The 24,854-nt window shown below is 73.9% G+C and carries 19 protein-coding genes, 1 tRNA gene and 1 pseudogene; 9 read left to right on the top strand and 12 right to left on the bottom strand.

The features are described 5' to 3' along the window. Positions 1-41 precede the first annotated feature (41 nt). On the top strand, positions 42-3,302 hold the full coding sequence (gene fdh / locus ACFWJB_RS19050) for a formate dehydrogenase (RefSeq protein ID WP_386923497.1): 3,261 nt from the start codon (positions 42-44) through the stop codon (positions 3,300-3,302). 25 nt (positions 3,303-3,327) lie between these two features. Here fdh and selD read toward each other — a convergent pair whose 3' ends face one another. Then, on the bottom strand, positions 3,328-4,353 hold the full coding sequence (gene selD, locus ACFWJB_RS19045) for a selenide, water dikinase SelD (protein ID WP_386923495.1): 1,026 nt from the start codon (positions 4,351-4,353) through the stop codon (positions 3,328-3,330). 108 nt (positions 4,354-4,461) lie between these two features. Between selD and ACFWJB_RS19040 the strand changes: the two genes are divergently transcribed. Beyond that, positions 4,462-4,554, top strand: a tRNA-Sec gene (locus tag ACFWJB_RS19040). Positions 4,555-4,646: 92 nt separating this feature from the next. On the opposite strand, the pseudogene ACFWJB_RS19035 reads toward ACFWJB_RS19040, so the two are convergent. Together ACFWJB_RS19035 and selA are read right to left on the bottom strand one after the other, a co-directional pair. Further along, positions 4,647-6,338 (bottom strand): annotated as a pseudogene (locus ACFWJB_RS19035) (GTP-binding protein); the annotation flags it as partial. 5 nt (positions 6,339-6,343) lie between these two features. After that, a complete protein-coding gene (gene selA, locus ACFWJB_RS19030) occupies positions 6,344-7,714 on the bottom strand; it encodes an L-seryl-tRNA(Sec) selenium transferase (protein ID WP_386923493.1) in 1,371 nt (456 codons plus the stop codon). 252 nt (positions 7,715-7,966) lie between these two features. Here selA and ACFWJB_RS19025 point away from each other — a divergent pair, with 252 nt between their 5' ends. Then, a complete protein-coding gene (locus ACFWJB_RS19025; protein ID WP_386923491.1) occupies positions 7,967-9,547 on the top strand; it encodes a carbohydrate-binding protein in 1,581 nt (526 codons plus the stop codon). Positions 9,548-9,576: 29 nt separating this feature from the next. On the opposite strand, the gene ACFWJB_RS19020 is transcribed toward ACFWJB_RS19025, so the two are convergent. From ACFWJB_RS19020 to ppk2, 3 genes are all read right to left on the bottom strand, one after another. Continuing rightward, positions 9,577-10,455 carry a GyrI-like domain-containing protein gene (locus ACFWJB_RS19020; RefSeq protein ID WP_386923581.1) on the bottom strand — a complete coding sequence of 293 codons (879 nt, stop codon included), beginning with the start codon at positions 10,453-10,455 and terminating at the stop codon, positions 9,577-9,579. A gap of 179 nt (positions 10,456-10,634) precedes the next feature. Continuing rightward, a complete protein-coding gene (gene gvpJ / locus ACFWJB_RS19015; protein WP_385461641.1) occupies positions 10,635-11,000 on the bottom strand; it encodes a gas vesicle protein GvpJ in 366 nt (121 codons plus the stop codon). A gap of 209 nt (positions 11,001-11,209) precedes the next feature. After that, complete coding sequence (gene ppk2, locus ACFWJB_RS19010; RefSeq protein WP_385461752.1) at positions 11,210-12,190, bottom strand: polyphosphate kinase 2; 981 nt, start codon at positions 12,188-12,190, stop codon at positions 11,210-11,212. A 279-nt stretch (positions 12,191-12,469) separates the two neighbouring features. Between ppk2 and dhaK the strand changes: the two genes are divergently transcribed. From dhaK to ACFWJB_RS18995, 3 genes are read left to right on the top strand one after another with little or no spacing between them, the layout of a single operon-like run. Further along, positions 12,470-13,462 carry a dihydroxyacetone kinase subunit DhaK gene (dhaK, locus tag ACFWJB_RS19005; protein WP_385461644.1) on the top strand — a complete coding sequence of 331 codons (993 nt, stop codon included), beginning with the start codon at positions 12,470-12,472 and terminating at the stop codon, positions 13,460-13,462. Positions 13,463-13,511: 49 nt separating this feature from the next. Then, positions 13,512-14,111 (top strand): dihydroxyacetone kinase subunit DhaL, encoded by a 600-nt coding sequence (dhaL, locus tag ACFWJB_RS19000; protein ID WP_386923488.1) that lies wholly within the window; start codon positions 13,512-13,514, stop codon positions 14,109-14,111. After that, the gene (locus ACFWJB_RS18995) at positions 14,104-14,514 is read left to right on the top strand and encodes a PTS-dependent dihydroxyacetone kinase phosphotransferase subunit DhaM (protein WP_385461650.1); all 411 of its coding nucleotides are present in this window, start codon (positions 14,104-14,106) and stop codon (positions 14,512-14,514) included. The genes dhaL and ACFWJB_RS18995 overlap by 8 nt, the downstream gene beginning before the upstream one ends. Positions 14,515-14,547: 33 nt before the next feature. Here ACFWJB_RS18995 and ACFWJB_RS18990 read toward each other — a convergent pair whose 3' ends face one another. Beyond that, positions 14,548-15,396: a glycoside hydrolase family 75 protein gene (locus ACFWJB_RS18990; RefSeq protein WP_385461653.1), complete on the bottom strand. Its 849-nt coding sequence runs from the start codon at positions 15,394-15,396 to the stop codon at positions 14,548-14,550. A 362-nt stretch (positions 15,397-15,758) separates the two neighbouring features. Here ACFWJB_RS18990 and ACFWJB_RS18985 point away from each other — a divergent pair, with 362 nt between their 5' ends. Then, complete coding sequence (locus ACFWJB_RS18985; protein ID WP_386923486.1) at positions 15,759-16,769, top strand: fibronectin type III domain-containing protein; 1,011 nt, start codon at positions 15,759-15,761, stop codon at positions 16,767-16,769. A 162-nt stretch (positions 16,770-16,931) separates the two neighbouring features. Next, positions 16,932-17,483 carry a hypothetical protein gene (locus ACFWJB_RS18980; protein ID WP_386923484.1) on the top strand — a complete coding sequence of 184 codons (552 nt, stop codon included), beginning with the start codon at positions 16,932-16,934 and terminating at the stop codon, positions 17,481-17,483. Between the two features lie 16 nt (positions 17,484-17,499). Here ACFWJB_RS18980 and ACFWJB_RS18975 read toward each other — a convergent pair whose 3' ends face one another. The 4 genes from ACFWJB_RS18975 to ACFWJB_RS18960 form a co-directional block, all read right to left on the bottom strand. Continuing rightward, positions 17,500-18,051 (bottom strand): PadR family transcriptional regulator, encoded by a 552-nt coding sequence (locus tag ACFWJB_RS18975; protein ID WP_385461661.1) that lies wholly within the window; start codon positions 18,049-18,051, stop codon positions 17,500-17,502. Between the two features lie 42 nt (positions 18,052-18,093). Next, the gene (locus ACFWJB_RS18970; protein ID WP_386923482.1) at positions 18,094-20,109 is read right to left on the bottom strand and encodes an FAD-dependent oxidoreductase; all 2,016 of its coding nucleotides are present in this window, start codon (positions 20,107-20,109) and stop codon (positions 18,094-18,096) included. A gap of 114 nt (positions 20,110-20,223) precedes the next feature. Beyond that, entirely contained in the window at positions 20,224-20,595 is a 372-nt protein-coding gene (locus ACFWJB_RS18965; protein ID WP_386923480.1) for a hypothetical protein, read from the bottom strand. A 137-nt stretch (positions 20,596-20,732) separates the two neighbouring features. Continuing rightward, positions 20,733-21,611 carry a hypothetical protein gene (locus tag ACFWJB_RS18960; protein ID WP_385461670.1) on the bottom strand — a complete coding sequence of 293 codons (879 nt, stop codon included), beginning with the start codon at positions 21,609-21,611 and terminating at the stop codon, positions 20,733-20,735. Between the two features lie 253 nt (positions 21,612-21,864). On the opposite strand from ACFWJB_RS18960, the gene ACFWJB_RS18955 reads away from it, so the two are divergent. Further along, the gene (locus ACFWJB_RS18955) at positions 21,865-23,943 is read left to right on the top strand and encodes a SpoIIE family protein phosphatase (RefSeq protein ID WP_386923478.1); all 2,079 of its coding nucleotides are present in this window, start codon (positions 21,865-21,867) and stop codon (positions 23,941-23,943) included. A 12-nt stretch (positions 23,944-23,955) separates the two neighbouring features. On the opposite strand, the gene ACFWJB_RS18950 is transcribed toward ACFWJB_RS18955, so the two are convergent. Next, on the bottom strand, positions 23,956-24,765 hold the full coding sequence (locus ACFWJB_RS18950) for a putative protein N(5)-glutamine methyltransferase (RefSeq protein WP_386923476.1): 810 nt from the start codon (positions 24,763-24,765) through the stop codon (positions 23,956-23,958). Between the last annotated feature and the right edge of the window lie 89 nt (positions 24,766-24,854).

Raw genomic sequence — 24,854 nt, 5'->3', positions numbered from 1 at the left:
CGGGGCCGGCAGAACACACCGCGAGAGGGCGGAGGGACGGCATGGGCGTACGGACCTGGATCGACTCCTGGCCGGTCTACCGCCAGCTCAAGGGAACCGATCCCCTGGGCCGCGGAGCCGCCGCCAGGAGCGCGGCCACGGCACGGCTCACTCCCCGGGTGGCCTCGGCCGACCGGGTGGTCAAGTCCGTCTGCCCGTACTGCGCCGTGGGCTGCGGCCAGAACGTGTACGTCGAGGACGGGCGCGTCACCCAGATCGAGGGCGACCCCGACTCCCCCATCTCGCGCGGCCGGCTGTGCCCCAAGGGCTCGGCCAGCCTCCAGCTCACGACCGGCGGTGCACGCGAGCACCACGTCCTGTACCGGCGCCCGCACGGCACCGACTGGGAGCGCCTGGACCTGGACACGGCGATGGACATGATCGCCGACCGGGTGATCGAGGCACGGCGCGCGGGCTGGCAGTGGGAGGTCGACGAGACCCGTACCCGCCGCACCCTGGGCATCGCGAGCCTCGGCGGGGCGACCCTGGACAACGAGGAGAACTACCTGATCAAGAAGCTGTTCACCGCGCTGGGCGCGGTGCAGATCGAGAATCAGGCGCGTGTTTGACACTCCTCCACCGTTCCCGGTCTGGGAACCTCGTTCGGCCGCGGCGGCGCGACCACCTTCCAGCAGGACCTGCAGAACTCGGACTGCATCGTCATCCAGGGCTCGAACATGGCCGAGTGCCATCCGGTCGGGTTCCAGTGGGTGATGGAGGCCAAGGCACGCGGCGCGAAGGTGATCCACGTCGACCCGCGGTTCACCCGCACCAGCGCCCTGGCCGACGTGCACGTGCCGCTGCGCGCGGGCTCGGACATCGCCTTCCTCGGCGGGATCGTCAACCACGTCCTCTCCCGGGACGCGTACTTCCGCGACTACGTGGTGGCCTACACCAACGGCCCCGTGGTGCTGCGCGAGGACTTCCGCGACACCGAGGACCTCGACGGCGTCTTCTCCGGCCTCGACCCCGACAGCCGTAGCTACGACAACGGCAGCTGGCAGTACGAGGGCACGGAGATGCAGGCCGCGTCCGGTGAACGGGACCTGCAGTACGGCAAGCGCGCCGGCGGCGGCTCCTCGGTCACGGAGGCGGCGCGCGGCGAGTCCCACGGCTCGGGCGGCGCCGACATCGGCGAGGGGGAGATCGAACGGGACGAGACCATGACGCACCCGCGCTGCGTCTTCCAGGTGCTGAAGCGGCACTACGCCCGCTACACACCCGAGATGGTCGAGCGTGTCTGCGGGGTGCCGCAGGACCTGTTCCGGCAGGTGTGCGATCTGGTCACGGAGAACTCGGGCCGCGACCGGACCACCGCCTTCGCCTACGCGGTCGGCTGGACGCAGCACACGGTGGGCGTGCAGTACATCCGCGCGGCCTCCGTGCTGCAGAGCCTTCTCGGCAACATCGGCCGGCCCGGCGGCGGCATCCTGGCCCTGCGCGGACACGCCTCCATCCAGGGGTCCACGGACATCCCGACCCTGTTCAACCTGCTGCCCGGCTACATCCCGATGCCGCACGCGCACCAGCGGGAGGACCTGGACGCGTTCGTGCGCGCCGAGGCGGCCCGAAAGGGCTACTGGGGCAACATGCGCGCCTACCTGGTGAGCCTGCTCAAGGCCTACTGGGGCGACGCGGCGACGGCCGAGAACGACTTCTGCTTCGACTACCTGCCGCGGCTGACGGGCTCCCACTCCACGTACGAGACGGTCGTGGAGCAGATGCGGGGGACCTGCAAGGGCTACTTCCTGATGGGCGAGAACCCGGCGGTCGGCTCGGCCAACGCCAAGATGCAGCGGCTCGGCATGGCGAACCTGGACTGGCTGGTGGTGCGGGACTTCTCGCTCATCGAGTCGGCGACCTGGTGGAAGGACGGCCCGGAGATCGAGACCGGCGAGATGCGCACGGAGGACATCGGCACCGAGGTGTTCTTCCTCCCGGCCGCCGCCCACACCGAGAAGGACGGCAGCTTCACCAACACCCAGCGGCTGCTGCAGTGGCACCACCAGGCGGTCCCGCCGCCGGGCGAGGCGCGCAGCGACCTGTGGTTCACGTACCACCTGGGGCGGATCATCCGCCACAAGCTCGCCGAGTCGACCGACCCCATGGACCGGCCGCTGATCGACCTGGCCTGGGACTATCCGGTGAAGGGTGAGCTGTCCGAGCCGGACGCGGAGGCGGTGCTGGCCGAGATCAACGGCTACGACGCCGACGGCGGTCCCCTGTCCTCCTACGAGCAGCTGAGCGGCGACGGTTCCACGGTGTGCGGCTGCTGGATCTACTGCGGTGTCCACGCCGACGGCGTCAACCAGGCCGCCCGCCGCAAACCGGGTGAGCAGCAGGACTGGGTGGCGAGCGAGTGGGGCTGGGCGTGGCCCGCCAACCGCCGTGTGCTGTACAACCGCGCCTCGGCCGATCCCGACGGCAGGCCGTGGAGCGAGCGCAAGGCGCTGGTGTGGTGGGACGAGGGCCAGGAGAAGTGGGTCGGGCACGACGTCCCGGACTTCTCGCCCGGCAAGTCGCCCCACTACGTGCCCCCACCGGACGCGACGGGGCCCGAGGCCCTCTCCGGCACGGACGCGTTCGTCATGCAGGCCGACGGCAAGGCGTGGCTGTACGCGCCCACCGGGCTCACCGACGGCCCGCTGCCCGCGCACTACGAGCCGCAGGACTCCCCCTTCCCCAACCTGCTGTACGGGCAGCAGCGCAACCCCGTACGGCACTTGCTGCCACCTCACCCCGACAACCGCTACCAGCCGAGTGCGGGCGCGCCCGGCACCGAGGTGTTCCCGTACGTCGCCACCACGTACCGGCTCACCGAGCACCACACAGCGGGCGGCATGTCGCGCTGGCAGCCGTATCTCGCGGAGCTGCAACCGGAGTTCTTCTGCGAGGTCTCCCCGGAGCTGGCCGCCGAACGCGCCCTGGAGCACACCGGCTGGGCGACGATCGTCAGCGCCCGGGGCGTGATCGAGGCGCGGGTCCTGGTCACCGACCGCATGGCTCCGCTGACCGTGCACGGCCGGACCCTGCACCAGGTGGGGCTGCCCTACCACTGGGGTCCGAACGGCTACAGCACGGGCGACGCGGCCAACGAGCTGGTGCACCTGTCCCTCGATCCGAACACGCACATCCAGGAGACCAAGGCGCTCGCCGTGGACATCCGGCCGGGACGGCGCCCGAGGGGACCGGCGGCCCCGGAACTGGTGCGGGAGTACCGGGCCCGTGCGGGCATCGACGAGCACACCGGCACGGAGCTGTGAGGCGCGTCCGGCGGGCGCGCACCGGTCAGCGCAGGACGACCGAGTGCGACCCGCGGGCGACCAGTTCGCCGATCACCGGCGCCCCCGGCACCTCGCCGGCCACGAGCAGTCCGCCGGAGGTCTGGGCGTCGGCCAGCAGCAGGCGGGTGTCGGCGTCGGTCTCCCCGAAGTCGGTGAACGGCGCGACCCACTCCAGGTTGCGCCGGGTGCCACCGCTGACGTAACCGTCCCGCACCGCCTCCCGGGCGCCGTCCAGGAAGGGCACGGCCGCGGTGTCGAGCACGGCGGTCACGCCGGAGGCCCGGGCCAGCTTGTGCAGATGGCCGAGGAGACCAAAACCGGTGACGTCGGTGGCGCAGACCGCTCCGGCGTCCAGGGCCGCCGCGGCGGCGTCCCGGTTGAGGGCGACCATCGTGGCGACCGCCTGCTCGAACCGCTCACCGGTCGCCTTGTGACGGTTGTTCAGCACCCCCAGGCCGAGCGGTTTGGTCAGCGACAGCGGTACGCCGGGCCGGCCGGCGTCGTTGCGCAGCAGCCGGCCGGGGTCGGCGAGGCCGGTGACGGCCATGCCGTACTTGGGTTCGGGGTCGTCGACGCTGTGGCCGCCGCCCACGTGGCAGCCGGCCTCGGCGGCGACGTGCAGGCCGCCGCGCAGCACCTCGCGGGCCAGCTCGAAGGGCAGGACGTCGCGCGGCCAGGCCAGCAGGTTGACCGCGAGGACCGGGATGCCGCCCATCGCGTAGACGTCGGAGAGCGCGTTGGCGGCGGCGATGCGCCCCCAGTCGTAGGGGTCGTCGACGACCGGGGTGAAGAAGTCGGCCGTGGACACCACGGCCCGCGCGGGACCGCCGGGCGGTGCGGGCAGGGTGACGACGGCGGCGTCGTCGCCGGTGGCCAGTCCGACCAGGAGCGGGAAGTCGCCGGTGGCGGTCCGCGTCCGGGCCAGCGGACCGAGTACGTCCTCGAGTTCGCCGGGCGGGATCTTGCAGGCGCAGCCGCCGCCGTGGGCGTACTGGGTCAGGCGGACGGCCGTGTCGCGCGTCGATGTCATGCCGGTGCTCCTTGGTGGTGAGGGACCCGGTGGTGACGGGACCCGGTGGTGACGGGCCGCGGTGGTGCCGGGCCGTGGCCGGGGGTCCGTGTAGCCTGGCCGGGCGGTGGAGGCGTGTGGGTGCCTGGTGGCCCTCCCGGTCTTCAAAACCGAGGTGTCCGAGGATCTCGGGCAGGCGGGTTCGATTCCCGTCCGCCTCCGTCCCCGCCGTTCGCGGGGGCCGGCCGGCAGCGCCGGCGCTGGTCGTCCACCCGCTCCGTCAGTCCTCGCGCGTCCAGGTGCTCCAGCAGCGGTACGGCCACCCGGCGGGTCGTGTCCAGCGCCCGGCGGGCCTCGCTGAGGGTGAACGGCTGGGGCAGCCGGGCCAGGACGGCGGCGGCCTCGGTGTCCGCACCCGGCAACAGCACGGTGTCGCCGACCCGCAGGAGCGCCCCGGCGGTGACGGCCGCGGCCAGCGCCCTGCGGGTGAGGCCGAGTTCGCTCAGCCGGTCCGCCTCGGGCGCTCGGAAGGGCGCACGGGCCAGGTCCCGGCGTACGGCGTCGACGGCGTCGCGCAGGCCCGGCGGCAGGGTGGGCCCGGTGGCGGACCCGTACAACCGCCCGTTCCTGCAGTGGACTTCGGGGCGGCCGGAGGTCCGGGCGAGGGCGTCGATCAGCGTCCGGTCGGGCAGGCCGAGCAGGCGGCGCGCGGCCTCGGCGGGCAGCCCCGGCTCCATCGGGTGCTGCCGGGCGTGCCGCTCGACCTCCTCGACGAGGCGCGCGCGCAGCCGTGCCCAGTGGCCGGCGTCGGCCAGCCAGTCCCCGGCGACGGGCTCGGCGGGCGGGGGCACTCCCATCGCGAGCAGTTCCGCACGCCGGACGAGCCGGCGCCGCCGGAGCTCGGCCGCGCCGTCCGGGCATCCGGTCGTCGCGGCCAGCTCCTCGGCGCGGGCGCGGCCGGCGCCCCGCCGGATCAGCGGTGGCGGACGCACGTCGAGGACGGTCACCGCGCAGGGGACGCGGGTGCCGCCCGGTTCGCGCAGGACGGCGCGGTCACCGACGCGCAGGGGCAGCGGGCGGCTCAGCGTCAGCCTCGCGGTGCCCGCGCCCAGCGGGCGGACGGTCACCGGCACCGCGGCCGTCCCGATGTGCAGCGTCGGGTTCCGGGGCAGTTCGGCGACCGGTTCCCCGGTGACGCGGACGTCGGTCAGCGCGGTGAGCAGCCAGCGGTCCGGTGACAGCAGGACGTGGCCCCGGCGCAGGCCGGCCTCGGCGGCCCCGTGCACGTCGACGGCCACCCGGGCCACTCCGCTCACGGCGGTGCGTTCCTCGTGCAGGCACTGCAGCCCGCGCACCCGCAGCTCCCCCGTGCCGTCCCCCGTGAGCAGCCGGTCGCCGACACGCAGGGTGCCCGCCCCGAGCGTGCCCGTCACCACCGTGCCGCGTCCGCGGACCGTGAAGGCCCGGTCCAGCCACAGCCTGACGTCCGCGTCGGCCGGCGGGACGGGCAGCGAACGGGCCATCCGCCCCAACTCGCCGCGCAGCTCGTCGAGTCCGGTACCGGTGACCGAACTCACCGCGACGGAAGGCACCTTGCCGAGCGAGGTGGCGGCGAGGCGTTCGACCGCGTCGGCCCGTGCGGGTCCGGGGTCGGCGAGGTCGCTGCGGGTCACCGCCAGGACCGCGTGCCGTACGCCGAGGGCGTCGATGATCGCCAGGTGTTCCTGTGTCTGCTGCTGCCAGCCCTGGTCGGCGGCGACCACGAAGAGCACGGCGGGCACCGGTCCGACGCCCGCCAGCATGGTGGCGACGAACCGCTCGTGTCCGGGCACGTCGACGAAGGCGAGGTCCCCGTCGTCTTCCGTACGGGTCCAGACGAATCCCAGGTCCAGGGTGAGTCCGCGCCGGCGCTCCTCCTCGTGGCGGTCGGGCTCCATGCCGGTCAGCGCCCGCACCAGAGCGGACTTGCCGTGGTCGACGTGACCGGCGGTGGCCACCACCTGCATGGCGCTCACCTCTCCGCCGCGGCGCGCACGGCCTCGGCCAGCCGCTCGTCGTCCTCGGCCGGTACGGCGCGCAGGTCGAGCAGGCAGCGGCCGCCCTCCAGCCGCCCGACCACGGGGGTCCGCCCGGTGCGCAGCGCGGCGGCGTACGCCTCGGGCAGGGACAGCGCGGCGCTGGGCAGCGTCACACCGGGGGCACCGCCGCCGCCCACCGTCGCGTCGCTCGGCACGGCCCGCGCGTCGACCCCGTCGGCGCCCAGCGCGGCGGCCAGCCGCTCGGCGCGCCGCGCGAGCCGCGCCGGGTCGGCGGCGAGGGCGCCGGCGGTCGGGGTGGCGGGTCCGGTCAGGGTGGCCTGCAGCGCGGCCAGGGTCAGCTTGTCCACCCGCAGAGCACGGGCGAGGGGATGCCGGGACACCGTCCGCACGAGGTCCTCGTCGCCGAGCAGCAGTCCGCACTGGGGTCCGCCGAGCAGTTTGTCGCCGCTGGCCGTCACCAGGGAGGCACCGGCCCGCAGATGGCTCTCGGCGTCCGGTTCCTCGCGCAGCACCGGGTGGGGCGCGAGCAGTCCGGAGCCGATGTCGACGACGACCGGGACGCCCAGCACGGCCAGTTCGGCGGTGCCGGCGGCGCGGGTGAATCCGCTGATGCGGAAGTTCGAGGGGTGCACCTTCAGGACGAAGCCCGTCTCCGGGCCGAGGGCGTCGGCGTAGTCGTCGACGGAGGTGCGGTTGGTGGTGCCGACCTCGCGCAGCCGGGCGCCGGTCGACACCAGCAGGTCGGGCAGGCGGAAGCCGTCGCCGATCTCCACCATCTCCCCCCGGCTGATGACGATCTCGCGGCCCGCGGCGAGCGCGGTCGCCGCCAGCACCAGTGCGGCGGCACCGTTGTTGACGACGTGCGCGGCACCGGCCGAGGGCACCCGGGCCCGCAGGGCGGCGAGTGCGGTGCGTCCCCGGCGGGCGCGTACGCCGGTGCCCAGGTCGAGTTCCACGTCCGTCGGACCGGCGGCGTCCCGCACGGCGCGGAGGGCCGCCTCGGACAGCGGGGCACGGCCGAGGTTGGTGTGCAGCAGCACCCCGGTCGCGTTGATCACCGGCCGCAGTCCGCCGGCCGTGGGCGGCAGGAGTCCTAGGGCCGTGTCCGTCACCTCCTCGGGCGGGACCGTTCCCGCCCTGGCCTGCTCCTGGGCCTGCCGGACGGCCGATCCCACCGCCTCGGGGCCGAGCCGGCGCACCGCCTCCGCGAGCCTCGGGTCCCGCAGCACGGTGTCGGTGCGGGGGATGCGCCGCCGGGCGTCCGGCGCCCCGCCGCCCCGAGTGCGGGCCGGGGCCGGCCCGCGTCGCGGCGCGGCTGCCTCCCGTACGGCCCGCTGGTCCACGTGCCCTCCCTGTCCGGCCGGTCCCGTTTGTCTGCCCGGGGAACGTCCATCGTCCCTCAGCGCCCAGCGGGGACGACACGACACGCCGGGGCGTTGCGGCACCCCCCTCAACGTTCATGGTGATGAACAGGAATCATGTACACATCCATTGACGCGTTCACGGCAAGCCCTTACGGTCCCGCTTGAAAGCGCTCTCCCCCCACTGTTCCCGCTCACCGAGTCCTGGTGTGCCCCGACCCACCTGGAGACACGATGCACGTGAGACCCCTGGCCGCATGCGCCGGCCTGCTGGCCGGCACCCTCGTCGCCCTGTCCGGACCCACGGCGCAGGCCGCGTCCGTCCGCCAGGAGGCCGAGAGCTCCCCGGCGGTCTGTACCGGCACCATCGACTCCGACTGGACCGGCTACTCCGGCAGCGGATTCTGCAACGGCACCAACAAGACCGGCGCCTACGCCCAGTTCACGGTCGACGCCGCCGCCGCGGGCACGGCGACGCTGAAGGTCCGCTTCGCCAACGGCACCACCGGAACACGGGCCGCGGACATCATCGTGAACGGCACCACCGTCGCCTCGGCCGCCTTCGAGACCACCGGCACCTGGACGGCGTGGACGACGAAGACGCTCACCGTGCCGGTGAGGGCGGGCGGCAACACCGTACGGCTCAGCCCCACCACCTCCGCCGGCCTGCCCAACGTCGACTACCTCGACGCCGAGGTGGTGGGCGACGGCACGACACCGCCGCCCGCCGGTTCCGCGCTGTACGTGTCGCCCACCGGCAGCGACGGCGCGGCCGGCACGCTGTCCGACCCCACGACGCTCACCGCCGCGATCGGCCGCGTCGCCCCCGGCGGCACGATCCACCTGCGCGGCGGGACCTACCGCTACGCACAGACCGTCACCATCCCGCAGGGCGACGACGGCACCTCCGCCGACCGCACGGAACTGTCCGCCTACCCGGGCGAGACCCCGGTGCTGAACTTCTCCGCGCAGAGTGAGGACCCGGCCAACCGCGGCCTCGCCCTGAACGCCTCGTACTGGCACATCAAGGGCCTCGTCGTCGAACACGCCGGGGACAACGGCATCTTCGTCGGCGGCAGCGGCAACGTCATCGAGCGCACGGTCACCCGCTTCAACCGCGACACCGGCCTCCAGCTCTCCCGGACGGCCTCCACGACGCCCCGCGACCAGTGGCCGTCGAACAACCTGATCCTGAGCGCGGAGTCGCACGACAACGCCGACTCCGACGGCGAGGACGCCGACGGCTTCGCCGCGAAGCTCACCGTCGGGCCGGGCAACGTCTTCCGCTACGCCGTGTCCCACAACAACATCGACGACGGCTGGGACCTCTACACCAAGATGGTCACCGGCCCCATCGGCCCGGTGACCATCGAGGACTCCCTCGCCTACAGGAACGGCACCCTCTCCGACGGCACCCAGAACTCCAGCGGTGACCGCAACGGCTACAAGCTCGGCGGCGAGGACATCGAGGTCGACCACGTCGTCCGGCGCAGCATCGCCTACGCCAACGGCAAGCACGGGTTCACCTACAACAGCAACCCGGGCTCGATGACGGTGTCGGACAACGTCAGCATCGACAACGCCCAGCGCAACTTCTCGTTCGACAAGGGCACATCGGTGTTCCGCGGCAACACCTCGTGCCGCGGCGACGACGGTTCGAACGACAAGACCGTGGGCGACGCCGACGGCACGAACCAGTTCTGGACCGGCTCGAACGGCTCCCGGTGCTCCGCCTACGGCGGTGCCCTGAAGTGGTCCTTCGCCTCGGACGGCCGCCTCGTCGTGACCTTCGGCGGCACCGCGGTGGCGCCCTGACCGACCCGGGCCGCCGGCCGGGCGCCCGCTCAGCCGGCGGTCCGCTCCACCGGGATCCACACCTCCGCCTCCGCCTCCGCCTCCGCCTGGGCCCCGTCCCCGGACACACGGACACGGAGGATCTCGGGGCCCGGTCTGCTCCGGTACGGGTTCGAGGGGAACCACTGCGTGTACACGTCACGCCACAGGTACTGGAGGGCCAGCGGGAACGGGCCGGAGCTGTCGAAGACCGCCCACGTCCCCGCGGGCACCTCGAGGACGTCCATGTCCCCGGGGGCCTCGGCCCCGGTCACCACCGCGTGGTAGTAGTCGAGTTCCGTCCCCTCGGCCCGGCTCGGGTCGAGCCGGTCGCTCACCCCCACGACGCCCTCCGGTTCCTGGTCGGACAGTTCCTCCAGGCGCCGCAGCGTCTCGGGGCCGACGCCCCGGACGAACTCGGCGATCGCCGGATTGACCCCCTCGTGGACCAGCGGCACCCGGGCCTTCCTGCCGACGACCCGGAACTCCTTCTTGTCGAGGATCCGGTACCGGATGCTGCTGCTCCCTTCCACGACGATCCGGAAGGACATCCGGGGCTGGGAGCGCAGCGCCGCACCGGTCCGCCGGGCCTCGCCGGGTCCGACACCGTGCATGGCGCGGAACGCCCGCGCGAAGGCCTCGCCCGAGCCGTAGCCGTGACGGACCGCCACCTCCAGCAGCGTCCGCTCACCGGCGAGCACCTCGGCCCCTGCCACCGTCAGCCGCCTGCGCCGGACGTACTCCGACAACGGCATGCCGGACAGCGCGGAGAACATGCGCCGGAAGTGGTACTCCGACGTCCACGCGATACGCGCCAGTTCCGCCGCGTCGACCTGCCGGTCGAGATGCGACTCGATGTGCTCCATGGCCTGGTTCAGCCGCTCCAGCACCCCGGCCTCCTTCCCTTCGGACCCGCTCACGCTACAGAGCGCTCGCGGGGGCGGACCCGACATCCTGTGCCCGGTCCGGTCGGGTCGGTGGAGGCGGGGGTGCGGGAAGGGCCGGGGTGGCGAGGGAGCGGCGGCGGCCGTGCCGGCCGGGGGCGGGGGCCGGCGGGGAGCGCCGGGCGTCACCGCGTGCCGCGCTCCTTGCGGGCCTGCTGGAAGGCGTCCGAGATGGTCTCCGCGGCCCCGGACAGGATTCCCTTGGTCGCGCCGTGGGCTCCCGACTCCTTCATGCGGCCCGGCAGCTCCGCCAGCCCGGCCGGCTTGCGCGGTCCTGCCTCCAGGTCGAGCCGGTTGCAGGCCTCGGCGAAGCGCAGGTAGGTGTCGACGCTGGCCACCACGATGCGTATGTCGATCTTCAGGATCTCGATGCCGACGAGGGAGACCCGTACGAAGGCGTCGATCACCAGACCCCGGTCGAGAATCAGTTCCAGCACGTCGTAGAGGCCGCTGGAGCCGCCCCCGCCGCCCTGCCGCGCCACTGTGGTCACCGCGACCAGTCCCTTCCCCAGATGGTGTGGGTCCGCCTCGGCGGCCTGCCGGCCTCCCGGTCCGCCGCGCGCGGGAGGCGGCCGCGGCCGCGGGCGCCCCACGGCTCTCGGCTGCCCGGCGGGCAGCGTCCCCCATGCGGATAACCGTTGCCCCGCCGGTCAAACAGGTGTCCGGGTCCGGGCGGAGTGCCCGTCGGGACCGGCCCGGCTCAGTTCTGCTCCGGATGCAGTCCCGGGCCGTCTCCGTGGCCGGTGAGCGGGGTCGGGGACAGGGCCGTCTGCTCCTCGCCGGGCTCCAGCAGGGTGTCCGCCGCACCGACGATCAGCGGATCGGGCTTGCCGACGACGTCCAGGTCCTTGGCCGGATAGTCGCAGCGGTAGAGCAGGCTCCGCATGGCCTCGAGCCGTCCGCGGCGCTTGTCGTTGTTCTTCACCACCGTCCACGGCGCGTGCACGGTGTCCGTGGCGCGGAACATGTCGACCTTGGCGGCCGTGTAGTCGTCCCAGCGGTCCAGCGAGGCCAGGTCGGTCGGTGAGAGCTTCCAGCGGCGCACCGGGTCGACCTGCCGGATGGCGAAGCGGGTGCGCTGCTCGGCGCGGGAGACGGAGAACCAGAACTTGACCAGCATGATGCCGTCGTCGGTCAGCAGTTGCTCGAACATCGGCGCCTGAGCCAGGAAGTGGCGGTACTCGGCGTCCGTGCAGAAGTCCATGACGCGTTCCACGCCGGCCCGGTTGTACCAGGAGCGGTCGAAGAAGACGATCTCCCCGCGGGCCGGCAGATGGGAGACGTACCGCTGGAAGTACCACTGCCCGGCCTCGCGCTCGGTGGGCTTCTCCAGGGCCACCACCCTGGCGCCGCGAGGGTTCAAACGTTCGGTGAAGCGCTGGATGGTGCCGCCCTTGCCGGCCGCGTCCCGGCCCTCGCACACCACGACGACACGCCGTCCGGTCTCCTTCACCCAGCGCTGCATCTTCAGCAGTTCGATCTGGAGCACGCGCTTGGTCCGCTCGTACTCGCTCCTGCGCATCTTGCGGTCGTAGGGGTAGTTCTCCCGCCACGTCTCGACGGGACTGCCGTCGGCGTTCAGCAGGAGCGGCCGCTCCGGCCGCCGGTCGTCCACGCGCAGCCCGTCCAGCAGCTCCGACTCCGTCGTACCGTCGTCGGACCCGCCGGTCCCCGTGCTCACCTTGCCGTCGTTCGCCACCGCACCGCCCTCTCTGCTCACAGCCCCAGTGCCCCGCAGGACGCCCGCGAACCGTGGCGCCGGTCCGGCGGCCGGGGCGCGCCCATGGCGTTCCCGCGCGTGACCTTCGCTGCCGCAAGACCGATACTGCCGAGAGCGGCACCCCAGCCGGGACCCGCCCGTCCGTCCGACCGCCGGAATCCGTTCCCGCCGTCGCGCACGCCGGGAGCACGACTGTCCGTGACCGCTCCGACCAGCACGAAGACTTCCCAGGAGGTACCCGTGAAGATGCTCATCAACGTCCACGAGACCGTTGTCGCGGACGCGCTGCGGGGTATGGCCGCCGCCCATCCCGAGCTGACCGTGGATGTCGAGAACCGGGTGATCGTGCGGCGGGACGCCCCCGTGGACGGGAAGGTCGCCCTGGTGTCCGGCGGCGGATCGGGGCATGAGCCGCTGCACGGCGGGTTCGTGGGCCCGGGGATGCTGTCGGCGGCCTGTCCGGGCGAGGTGTTCACCTCGCCGGTCCCCGACCAGATGGTGCGGGCCGCGGCCGCCGTGGACAGCGGGGCCGGGGTGCTGTTCGTCGTGAAGAACTACACCGGTGACGTGCTCAACTTCGACATGGCCGCCGAGCTGGCCGAGGACGAGGGCATCCGGGTCGCGAAGGTACTGGTCAACGACGACGTGGCGGTGACGGACAGCCTGTACACGGCGGGGCGGCGCGGCACGGGCGCCACGCTGTTCGTGGAGAAGATCGCGGGCGCCGCGGCGCAGGAGGGCCGCCCGCTGGAGCAGGTGGAGGAGATCGCCCGCCGGGTCAACGAGTCCTCCCGGAGCTTCGGCGTCGCGCTCAGTGCCTGCACCACGCCGGCCAAGGGCAGCCCCACCTTCGACCTGCCCGCCGGTGAGCTGGAGCTCGGCATCGGCATCCACGGCGAGCCCGGCCGGGAGCGGCGGCCGATGATGACCTCGGGCGAGATCGCCGAGGCCGCCGTGGAGGCGGTCCTGACCGACCTCGCCCCCCGCGGTCCCGTGCTGGTCCTCGTGAACGGCATGGGCGCGACGCCGCTGCTGGAGCTGTACGGCTTCAACGCCGAGGTGCAGCGGGTGCTCGCCGAGCGCGGCGTCGCCGTCGCCCGTACCCTCGTCGGCAACTACGTGACGTCCCTCGACATGGCGGGTGCCTCGGTCACCCTGTGCGAGATCGACGAGGAGCTGCTCGGGCTCTGGGACGCGCCGGTGAGCACGCCCGGGCTGAGGTGGGGCATGTGACGGTGGACGGGGAAAGGATCCTCACGTACCTACGAGGCAAGGAGACCCAGTGCTCGACGCCGACTTCTTCCGCCGCTGGATGACGGCGACCGCCGCGTCGGTCGACCGCGAGGCGGAGCGGCTCACCGCCCTCGACTCGCCCATCGGCGACGCCGACCACGGCAGCAATCTGCAACGCGGGTTCAGGGCCGTGACGGCCACGCTGGAGAAGGAGGCCCCCGGCACGCCCGGTGCGGTCCTGACACTCGCCGGGCGGCAGCTCATCTCGACGGTCGGCGGCGCCTCGGGACCCCTGTACGGCACGCTGCTGCGCCGCACCGGCAAGGCGCTCGGCGACGCCGCCGAGGTGAGCACGGAGCAGCTGGCCGACGCCCTGCGGACGGGGGTGGACGCGGTCCGGACCCTCGGGGGCGCGGCGCCGGGCGACAAGACGATGATCGATGCCCTGGTGCCGGCCGTGGAGGCCCTCGGTGACTCCTTCGCCGCGGCCACCGCCGCCGCCGAGGAGGGTGCCGTGGCGACCACTCCCATGCTGGCGCGCAAGGGCAGGGCGAGTTATCTGGGCGAGCGCAGCATCGGGCACCAGGATCCCGGTGCCACGTCCGCGGCGCTGCTGATCGCGGGACTTCAGGAGGCGTCCGGTGAGTGACGAGAGGCTGGTCGGGATCGTGCTGGTGTCGCACAGCGCCGAGGTCGCCGCGTCGGTGGCCGAGCTGGCGAAGGCGCTGTCGGGTGGTGGCGTGGCGGTGCCGGTGGCGCCGGCGGGCGGCACCGCGGCCGGCGGGTTCGGTACCAGTTCCGAGCTGGTGTCCGCCGCCGCCGCGTCCGTGGACCGGGGTGCGGGCGTCGCCGTGCTGGCCGATCTGGGCAGCGCGGTGCTCACCGTGAAGGCCCTGCTGGCCGAGGGGGACGAGCTGCCGGACAACACCCGCCTGGTGGACGCCCCGTTCGTCGAGGGCGCGGTGGCCGCGGTCGTGACGGCGGCGACGGGCGCGGACGTCGCGGCGGTGGAGGCGGCGGCCGCGGAGGCGTACTCCTACCGGAAGGTGTAGCGCGCCGGGGCGGGAGGTCGTCGCCCCGGCCGCTCAGTCTCCGTCGACGAAGTGGCGGGCCAGCCGCTCCCCCGTGCGCCGGGTGGCGGCCGTGTCCTCGATGGGCCCGGTCCCGGTGTCCTTGAAGACGATGTACGTCACCCCGGAGGCGACGCCGCCGGTGCTCGGGTCGGCGGGCACGCCGAGGGCCTCGGCGGCCGCGTAGGACGCCTCGCCGATGATGTCGCGCGGGCCGACGTCGCCGACGACCGCGTAGCCCACCCGGTCCCCGTGGACGAGGGCCACGACCGAGCCGCCCTGCACCCCGTCCGCCCGGTGGTCCCAGATGCCGCTGGGCTGGGGCACGACGACGTAGGGCAGCTTCTCCGCGTCCAGCGGGCCGCCGTCGGACCGGGTCCAGGCCGTGGCGTCGGTGAAGTGCGGGTCGGTGCGGGCGTTGCAGTGCTTGCCGCGCCGGCCGTCGCAGTCGATGTCCAGGTCGGCCTGCCAGAACACGGCGTCCCGGGTGCCGCAGACCGGGATGTCCGCCGGGGTGCCCGCGTCGCTGCGGTAGCGGCCGCGGGAGACGGGCGTGCAGTCCCGGGTCCTGGCCAGCAGGTCGGCGGCGCGGACGGGCTCCTCGGACGCGCCGTCCGCCGGCCGGGGACCGGCGTCGCGGCGCGGTACCGGCCGGACAGCGGAGCGGGAGCCGGCCCCGCGCTCCGGCCTGAGGCGGGAGAGGACCTCGGGCACGGACGCCGCCCGGGGCCGGGGGCCGGCCTCCGGCGTGGGCCGGGTCTGCGCGTGCGGCCCCGGCCGGGACGGCAGGGGTGCGGCGGGGAACGCCGTGGGGGCGAGCAGGGCGGCGCTGGCCGCGACCAGTGTCAGCGACTGGACACGCACGTTGGGGCCTCTCCTGGGGGACATGGACGGACACTCGGCCCCATCTGTCCCCGGATCGGGCGCGCGGACCACCAGGACAGGGCCAGACGGTGCACACCCGGGACGCGTCGGGCGGCGGGCGGGCCGGCTCGGGTGCCGGTCACGGCCCGCCCGGCCGCCCGTGCCGGCGCGGGATCAGCGACGACAGCGGCCCGCGCCGCCGGCCGCAACTCCCGTGTCCTCGCGGGCAGTCGGGCCGTCAGTGGGTTCAGGATACGTAACCCCTCCGGGTGATCGCTCGGGACCACCCTCTTGATGTGATCGCGTCACGACGGCATATTGGTCCGGACCATTGCCGTCTGGCCGCCCCGGGAGGCAGAGCCATGCGAGGCGTTCCCGTTCCCGCCGTCCACCACGTCCCGCCCGGCTCCGTCCTGCGCCGCGGTCTCCTGCTCTGCGGCGCCCTCGCGCTCGTCTCGTCCTGCGGCTGGGGCACGGGCGGAGACAGCGGGGGCGACCGTCCGCCCGGGGCACCGACGGGCGTCACCGCCGCGGCGGGCAGCGCGACGAGCGTGCACGTGATGTGGAACGCCGTCGGCGAGGCCGAGACGTACGAGGTGTACCGCGGCTCCACCAAGGTGAAGGAGGTGCCGGCCGCCGACCGCATGACCGACGTCACCCGGCTCCGCCCGTCGACCGCCTACGTCTTCACCGTGCGGGCGCGCGACGCCGGCGGGCGGCTCGGGCCGAGCAGCACGGAGGTCCGGGCGACGACCCCGGCGGCCGCGGCGGCGGACCGCACCGCTCCCACGGTTCCGACGGGTGCGCACGGCCGGGCGGCGGGCAGCCGGGCGGTCCAGCTCACCTGGTCCGCCGCGACGGACGACCGGGGCGTCGTCTCGTACGACGTCTACCAGGGCGGCGCGAAGGTCCACAGCGTCGGCGGCGCCCAGACCGCGGCCGTCGTCACCGGACTGCGCCCGGGCACCCGCTACGCGTTCACCGTCCGGGCGCGGGACGCCGCCGACAACGTCTCCCCCGCCAGCGCCGCGGTCCGCCTCGCCACCCCGGGCTCGGACGACGGCCGCGCCACCGCGCCCACCGGCCTGCGCGCGGCGACCCACCGCGCCGACGGGGCCTACTACATCGACCTCGGCTGGGTGCCGCCACGGACGGACGGTGTGGTCACCGAGTACGAGATCCACCTGGACGGCAGCCGGGCCACCTCGCTCGTGTACGGCGGCGACGCGCCGCGCGACCGGGCCGAGTACAGCTTCTACGCCGGGCAGGAGGCCGGCGTCTCGCACCGGGTGCGGCTCCGCGCCAGGCTGCCCGACGGCACCTGGGGCGGTTTCTCGGCGGAGCGGACGGTGACGACGGGCGGGCAGCGGTGACGTCCCGCCGGCCGCCCGCACGGCCGGCGGGCGCGTCACCTGGCCGGTCCCGTTCCGCATGCGGGCCCGGCCGCCGCCCTGTTGGCTGCCTCTGAGGGGCACGGGCGATCCGATCGGGCGGCGCAAGGCATGTCCCGACCGTGCCGCCGGAGGGCAGTCCACATGCGCATCCCGTCACCACTTCTCCGCTCCGGCCTGACCGTCGCGGCCGCCGCGGTGCCCATCGCCCTGGCCACCGGGCCGGCCGCCGCGGGTCCGGGGATCTCGGTGAGCACCACCGGGAGCACGGTCTCGGTCACGACCACCGCCTGCGCACAGCTGAACGGAAGCTGGGGCACGGCCTCGCTGCTCACCGGCGGCCAGGGCAGCTTCGCCGAGGGCCGTCAGGTCGCGCTTTCGGGGAGCGCCGCGGGCCAGTCCGCCGCGTGGTCGGGCATCGCACCGGGCACCTACACGGTCGTCGTGGTGTGCTCGAACAACAGCACCGCCGGCACCCAGACGGTCATCGTGTCCTCGGCGCCCTCGCCCTCCGCCTCCCCCGGCCGGCCCGCCTCCCCCTCGCCGTCCGCCTCGCGCGGAGTCCTCGGCGGTCTCGGCGGGGCCGTCCAGGACCACGGCACGGCCACCCTGGTGACGGGCGGCGCGCTGGTGGGGAGCGGGGTCATCGCGGCGGCCTGGTTCCTGCGCCGCCGCTCGAAGCCGTACCGGTTCTGAGCGCGTCCGGCGGGCGTCAGGACGGGCCGTCGCCCGGCAGTCCGGTCAGTTCCGCCAGCGCGTGCCGGAGCCACTGGGTCCAGAAGGTCTCGAGGTCGATGCCGGCGCGCAGCACCAGGTGCCGCAGCCGGTCCTCGGCGCTGTCCTTCCCGGGCGGGAAGTCGCGCTTCTCGATCTCCTCGTACTCCGACAACTGCCTCTCGTGCAGCTCCAGATGGCGACGCAGGTCCGCCTCGATGCCGCTGGTGCCGACCACTGCGGCCGCCCGCAGCCGCAGCAGCATGGTGTCCCGCATGGGGCGCGGGTCCTGCGGGGCGGCGGTCCACCGGGCCAGTTCGTCCCGGCCCGCGGGCAGGACCTCGTAGCTCTTCTTCTGTCCGCGCGCGGGCGCCTGCGCGGGCAGTGCGCGGATCAGCCCCTGGGCCTCCAGCCTTCCCAGCTCGCGGTAGATCTGCTGGTGCGTCGCCGACCAGAAGTAGCCGATCGACTTGTCGAACCGGCGGGTCAGCTCCAGCCCCGACGACGGCTTTTCGACCAGGGCGGTGAGGATCGCGTGCGGGAGTGACATGGGCTCATCCTAGGGACGGCCCACGCCGCTCCCCCGCGCCTCCTACAGCGCCGCCGCCACCTCGGTGCCCTGCTTGATGGCGCGCTTGGCGTCCAGTTCGGCGGCCACGTCGGCGCCGCCGACGAGATGGGCGCTGCGCCCGGCGGCGACCAGCTCCTCGTACAGGCCGCGGCGCGGCTCCTGTCCGGTGCACAGGACGACCGTGTCGACCTCGAGCACCGTGGACTCGTCGCCGATCGTGACGTGCAGGCCGGCGTCGTCGATGCGGTCGTAGCGGACGCCCGGGACCATGGTGACGCCGCGGTGCCTGAGCTCGGTGCGGTGGATCCAGCCGGTGGTTCTGCCGAGTCCGGCGCCGACCTTGGAGGTCTTGCGCTGGAGCAGGTGGACGGTGCGCGGCGGGGCCGGGCGCTCGGGTGCGGCGAGGCCGCCGGGCGCGCGGTACTCGGTGTCGACGCCCCACAGGCGGAAGTACGTCTCGGGGTCCTCGTGCGCCTTGTCGCCGCCGTCGGTGAGGAACTCGGCGACGTCGAAGCCGATGCCGCCGGCGCCGAGGATCGCGACCCGGTCGCCGACGGGGGCGCCGTCGCGCAGGACGTCCAGGTAGCCGACGACACAGGGGTGGTCGACGCCGGGGATGTCCGGCGTGCGCGGGGTGACGCCGGTGGCGACGACGACCTCGTCGTGGCCGGTGAGGTCGTCGACTCCGACCCGGGTGTTCAGCCGTACGTCTACGCCGTGCGCGTCGAGCTGGGTACGGAAGTAGCGCAGCGTCTCGTCGAACTCCTGCTTGCCGGGGACCTTGCGGGCGACGTTCAGCTGCCCGCCGATCTCGCTCGCGGCGTCGAACAGGGTGACCATGTGGCCGCGTTCGGCCGCGCTCACGGCGCAGGCCAGCCCGGCGGGTCCGGCGCCGACGACCGCGACGCGCTTGCGCCTCCGGGTCGGGGAGAGGACCAGTTCGGTCTCGTGGCAGGCGCGCGGGTTGACCAGGCAGGAGGTGATCTGCCCGCTGAACGTGTGGTCCAGGCAGGCCTGGTTGCAGCCGATGCAGGTGTTGATGGCCTCGGGCCGGCCGGCCTCGGCCTTGGCGACGAAGTCGGGGTCGGCGAGCATCGGGCGGGCCATCGACACCATGTCCGCGGTGCCCTCGGCGAGCAACCGCTCGGCCACCTCGGGGGTGTTGATGCGGTTGGTGGTGACCAGTGGCACTGACACCTCGCCCATCAGCCGCTTGGTCACCCAGGTGTACGCGCCGCGCGGCACGGAGGTGGCGATGGTGGGGATGCGGGCCTCGTGCCAGCCGATGCCGGTGTTGATGATGGTCGCTCCGGCGGCCTCGACGGCCTTGGCGAGCGTGACGACCTCCTCCAGCGTCGAGCCGCCGGGGACCAGGTCGAGCATGGACAGCCGGTAGACGAGGATGAAGTCCTCGCCGACCGCCGCGCGCACCCGGCGGACGATCTCGACGGGGAAGCGCGTGCGGTTCTCGTAGGAGCCGCCCCAGCGGTCGGTGCGCCGGTTGGTGCGCTCGGCGATGAACTCGTTGATCAGGTAGCCCTCGGAGCCCATGATCTCGACGCCGTCGTAACCGGCCTCGCGGGCGAGGCGGGCGGCGCGGACGTAGTCGTCGATCGTGCGCTCGACCTCGTCGTCGGTCAGCTCGCGGGGCACGTGCGGGCTGATCGGCGCCTGGAGCGCGCTCGGCGCGACCAGGTCGGCGTGGTAGGCGTAGCGGCCGAAGTGCAGGATCTGCATCGCGATCCGGCCGCCCTCACGGTGCACGGCCTCGGTGACGACCCGGTGCCGCGCGGCCTCCCCTTCGGTGGTGAGCTTGGCGCCGCCCTCGTAGGGCCGGCCCTCGTCGTTGGGGGCGATGCCGCCGGTGACGATGAGGCCCACCCCACCGCGGGCCCGGGCGGCGTAGAAGGCGGCCATGCGCTCGAAGCCCCGCTCGGCCTCCTCCAGGCCCACGTGCATGGAGCCCATGAGGACCCGGTTGGGCAAGGTGGTGAAGCCCAGGTCGAGCGGGCTCAGCAGGTGGGGGTAACGGCTCATCGGGCCCTCCGTGCGCGGTGTGGTGCCTCTGTTGTAGAGGACGGCCGCCTCTTTGTGCAACTAGTTGCACAAAGAGGCGGCGCACGCCACACCGCCGCGTCCGGCGGGCCTCGGTCAGCGGCTCTCCAGCCGTACGTGCAGTTCGCGCTCCTGGTCACCGGAGGCCGTGCTCATGTCCTGCACGGTGAACAGGGAGTCGAGGGTGGTGCGGAACCGTTCGATCGCCCAGTAGCCTCCCTGCACGTCGGCCTCCACCGACGCGTGGAGCCGGGTCGGACCGCACTCGCCCTGGTGGGTGTCGGCCACGTCGAAGGTGCCGAGCCACACGGTCGGGCGCACCTCGTCGTACTCCCGGGTCACGTCGCCCGCGTGCCGGTCGGACGAGAAGCACGCGCACAGGGCGTCGAACACGGTGCAGGCGTCCTCCTTGTCGCACCCGCTCAGCTCCACCGAGACGGACTCCGGATGCATTCGCTCGCCGTCCATCGTGATCGCTCCTCTCCTGGCCGCGGTGCGGTGCCGCGGGCCGCTCCACGGCGTGGACGCCCCACGGAGACCGCACCCGTACCCCCAGAAAAGCACCACCCGGGGCGGAGCACTACCGGCGCGGGCCGGCGGCCGGCTCAGCCGCGCGTGAACCGGTACGTCTTGCTGTCGGTCAGCACGCAGAAGCCCGGGGAGACGACGATCACGCGCAGGGTGCCGGTGCGGCGGTCGTAGTCGATGCCCTCCGCCTCGAAGCTGCCGGAGCAGGAGCTGCGCAGCGGCAGCTGCCGCAGGGCGGTGACGTGGCCCGTGACGTCGGCGGCGCCGGTCGGCGCGGCCGAGAGGTCGATCCTCAGCAGCGGCTTGGTGAGGCCGAAGAGCGTGCCCTCGGGGTCGTCGGAGGAGCACAGCAGGGTGGTCGCGTCGAGGAAGTCGCAGCCCTGGACGTCGCGCACGGCGTGGTCCAGGCGGACGGTGGCCGCCTGCGGCAGGTTCGCCGAGGGCGAGGTGTCCGGGTTGACGCCGGGCGTCGGGAAGACCAGCAGCCGGTCCATGGTGCCCCACTCGCCGGAGAGCATCCACCGGCCGTCCGGCGAGATCGCGACCCAGGAGTTGTTCAGCGCCTCGCCCGCGCTCAGCGTGTGCACGTACTCCGACCAGCGCCCGTCCGGCGCCTGCACGCGGAACAGCTTCGCGTTGCCGTCGTCGCGCTGGTACGGCTCGACGTAGTACCCGTCGTAGGACGCGTCGGGATCGCCGACGTGGTTCCAGCCCCGGCCGGCGAGACCCCAGTCGACGGTGCCGATCCCGGTGTAGCGGTTGGGACTGCCCGCCGGCACTTCCACCGAGGCCAGCCCCTGGCTCTCGGTGAGCGGATCGGCCCGGTCCGAGCCGGCCTCCGTCCAGGTGCCGGCGGCGGGGGCGGCTGCCGTGGCGGGCGGAGCGGCGAGGAAGAGGGCGAGGGCGGCGAGTCCGGTCAGGACGGCATGACGGCGCAGCCGGGCGCGCAGAGGCATGGGTCGGCTCCTCGGTGGGGGGGGGTGGGCGGCACGCACTCGGCGCACAGTGTGACCGGCCCCCCACAGTCATGTACAGACCAAAACGCACCGGATGCGGACGTCCCGTGGAGCGGTCGCCGCCGCGCGGGGAGATGCTGGAAGGAACGGCGGATGCCTCGGAGAGGGGGCTCCGTGTGCGGTGGAACGCGGTAGAACGGGGAGTCGGTACCGGTAGGACGTGCCGCGTGGAACGGCGAAGGCGGGGCGTGGGATGAATGCGACCGGGTCTGCCGGAATCGAGGGCGCCGTGCCACCGCGCGGACCGATGCGCCCCAGCGGACTGCTCGACGTGCTGAACGTGGCCTCGGTGGTGCTGGACACCGAGGGCAGGATCGTCCTGTGGAGCCCGCAGGCCGAGGAGTTGTTCGGTTACTCCGCCCAGGAGGCACTGGGCGAGTACGCCGCCCGGATCATGGTCCACGAGGAGCACGTCGACCTCGCCGTGAAGCTGTTCACCGAGGTGATGCGGACCGGCCGGAGCTGGGCCGGAGCCTTTCCCGTCCGCCGCAAGGACGGCGGCACCCGGCTGGTGGAGTTCCGGAACATGCGGCTGCTCGACGACCGGGGCGACGTCTACGCGCTCGGGCTCGCCGCCGACCGGTCGACCGTGCGCCGGCTGGAGCGCGACGTGGCACTGTCCGCCCGGGTGATCACGCAGTCCCCGATCGGGCTGGCCGTCCTGGACACGGAGCTGCGGTACGTGTCAGTCAACCCGGCGCTGGAGCGGATCAACGGTGTCCCCGCGGAGGCCCACATCGGCCGGACGGTCCGGGAGGTGCTGCCGCAGGTCGACACCGACGCGCTGGAGGGCGCGGCACGCAGGGTGCTGGAGACCGGGCGGCCGGTCATCGACCGGTCCGCGACCGGCCGGACCCCGGCCGACCCGGACGAGGACCACGCCTGGTCGGTGTCGCTGTACCGGCTGGAGGACGCCTTCGGTGCGGTGCTGGGCGTGGCCGTCTCGATCGTGGACGTCACCGAGCAGTACCGGGCGGGCGTGGAGGCCGAGGCCGCGCGGCGCCGGCTCGCCGCCGTCGCCGACGCCTCCGCCAGGATCGGCACCACCCTGGAGCTGGACCGCACGGCCCGTGAACTCGCCGAAGTGGCCGTGCCGGACCTCGCCGACATAGCGGCGGTGGATCTGCTGGAGGCCGTGGTCAAGGGCCGGCGCAGCACCCTGAGCCCGGCCGAGCCGGCGGTGATCAGGGCCCTGGCCGTCCAGGCGGACGACGCCCCCGATGCGCTGCGGGCGGCCGACCCACCCGGACAGGTCGCCAGGTACGGGCCGGACCGCCTGGTCACCGAGTGCGTGCGCACCGCCCGGCCCGTGCTGGTGGCACGGGTGACGGACGAGGACCTGGGCCGTATCGCCCGCTCCCCCGAGGCGACCGGGATGCTGCGCCGGGCCGGCGTGCACTCGTACCTGGCCGTGCCGCTGATCGCGCGCGGCGAGGTGCTCGGCGCCCTGGACCTGAAGCGGATCGGCAATCCGCTGCCGTTCGACGAGGACGACCTGCTGCTGGCCCGGGAACTGGCGTCGCGGGCGGCGGTGCAGATCGACAACGCCCGTTGGTACCAGAACGCCCGCGACGCCGCCCTCACCCTGCAGCGCAGCATGCTGCCGAGCCACCCGCGGGAGACGGGCGGTCTGGAGGTCGCCTCCCGCTACCAGCCCGCCGAGGCCACCAGCGAGGTCGGCGGCGACTGGTTCGACGTGATCCCGCTGGAGGACCGCAAGACGGCGCTCGTCGTGGGCGACGTGATGGGCAGCGGCATCGCGGCGGCGGCGTCCATGGGGAGGCTGCGCACCGCGACGAACACGCTGGCCGCCCTGGACCTGGACCCGGCGCTGCTGCTCGAACACCTCGACCGGACCACGGCCGGTCTCGACCATGCCATCGCGACCTGCCTCTACGCCGTCCACGACCCGCACGCCCGGCAGTGCCGCATCGCCAACGCCGGGCACCTGCCGCCGGTGCGGGTGCGCGCCGGCCGCCCTCCGGAGCTGCTGGACCTGCCCACCGGGGTGCCGCTCGGGGTGGGCGGCGTCGCCTTCCGCACCACCACGGTCGATCTGGACCCCGGCGACCGGCTGGTGCTCTACACCGACGGACTCGTCGAGACGCGGCAGCAGCCGATCGACGAGCGGCTGGCCGCGCTGCTGGCCGTGCTGGAGGGCCCGGACCGTCCTCTGGAGGAGGTCTGCGACCTGCTCCTGCGCACGCTGCCCGAGCCGCGGAACTCCGACGACGTGGCCCTGCTGATCGCACGGGCCACGCCGCCGGAGTAGACCCGCGCCCCGTTACCGCCCGACGCCGACCACCACATGGGCGTAGAGCTCGTCGCTGACGGCGAGGCGGGTGGTCAGGCCGGCGCGGGTGAAGGCCTCGACGGCGGCCTGAGCCTGGCGTTCACTCGTCTCGACCAGCAGGCAGCCGCCGGGCGCGAGCCAGCCGGACGCCTCGGCGGCGACCCGGCGGAGCACGTCGAGACCGTCGGAGCCGCCGTCGAGGGCGACCAGCGGCTCGTGGTCGCGGGCCTCGGCGGGCAGCAGGGCGACCTCACCGGTGGGGACGTAGGGCACATTGGCGGCGAGTATGTCGACTCGGCCGCGCAGCGCGACGGGCAGCGCCTCGAACAGGTCGCCGGTGTGCACGTGGCCGCCGGCGGCGGCGAGGTTGCCGCGGGCGCAGCGCACCGCGGCCGGGTCGACGTCCGCGGCGTGCACCTCGGGCCGGTCGAGGGCGGCGGCCAGGGCCGCTCCGACGGCGCCCGAGCCGCAGCACAGGTCCACCACGACGCCCGCGTCGGGCGCGTGGGCGAGGGCCTCGGCCACCAGGAACTCGGTACGGCGCCGTGGGACGAAGACGCCGGGGGCCACGGCGATGCGCAGTCCGCGGAACCCGGCCCAGCCGAGGACCAGTTCGAGAGGCAGGCCGGAGACGCGGCGGTCGACCAGGCCGGCGAGTTCGCCGGGGGTGCGGGCGGCGTCGATGATCAGCTCCGCCTCGTCCTCGGCGAAGACGCACCCCGCGGCGCGGAGCGCGGCCACGACGGAGTCACGGGAGGGGAAGGCGGAGTCGGAGGAGGACGCGGAGAAGAGTGGAGGCATGGAAGCCGGGAGCCTTTCGAGAACCGAAGGGCGCTCTCCCGGTCACCCGTTGCCGGTGACCGCGCTGCCGAGAGGTGAGAGCACCCGGG

Source organism: Streptomyces sp. NPDC127100 (assembly GCF_042724095.1).
Taxonomy (GTDB): domain Bacteria; phylum Actinomycetota; class Actinomycetes; order Streptomycetales; family Streptomycetaceae; genus Streptomyces.
This window is presented reverse-complemented; position numbering and strand designations above follow the sequence as displayed.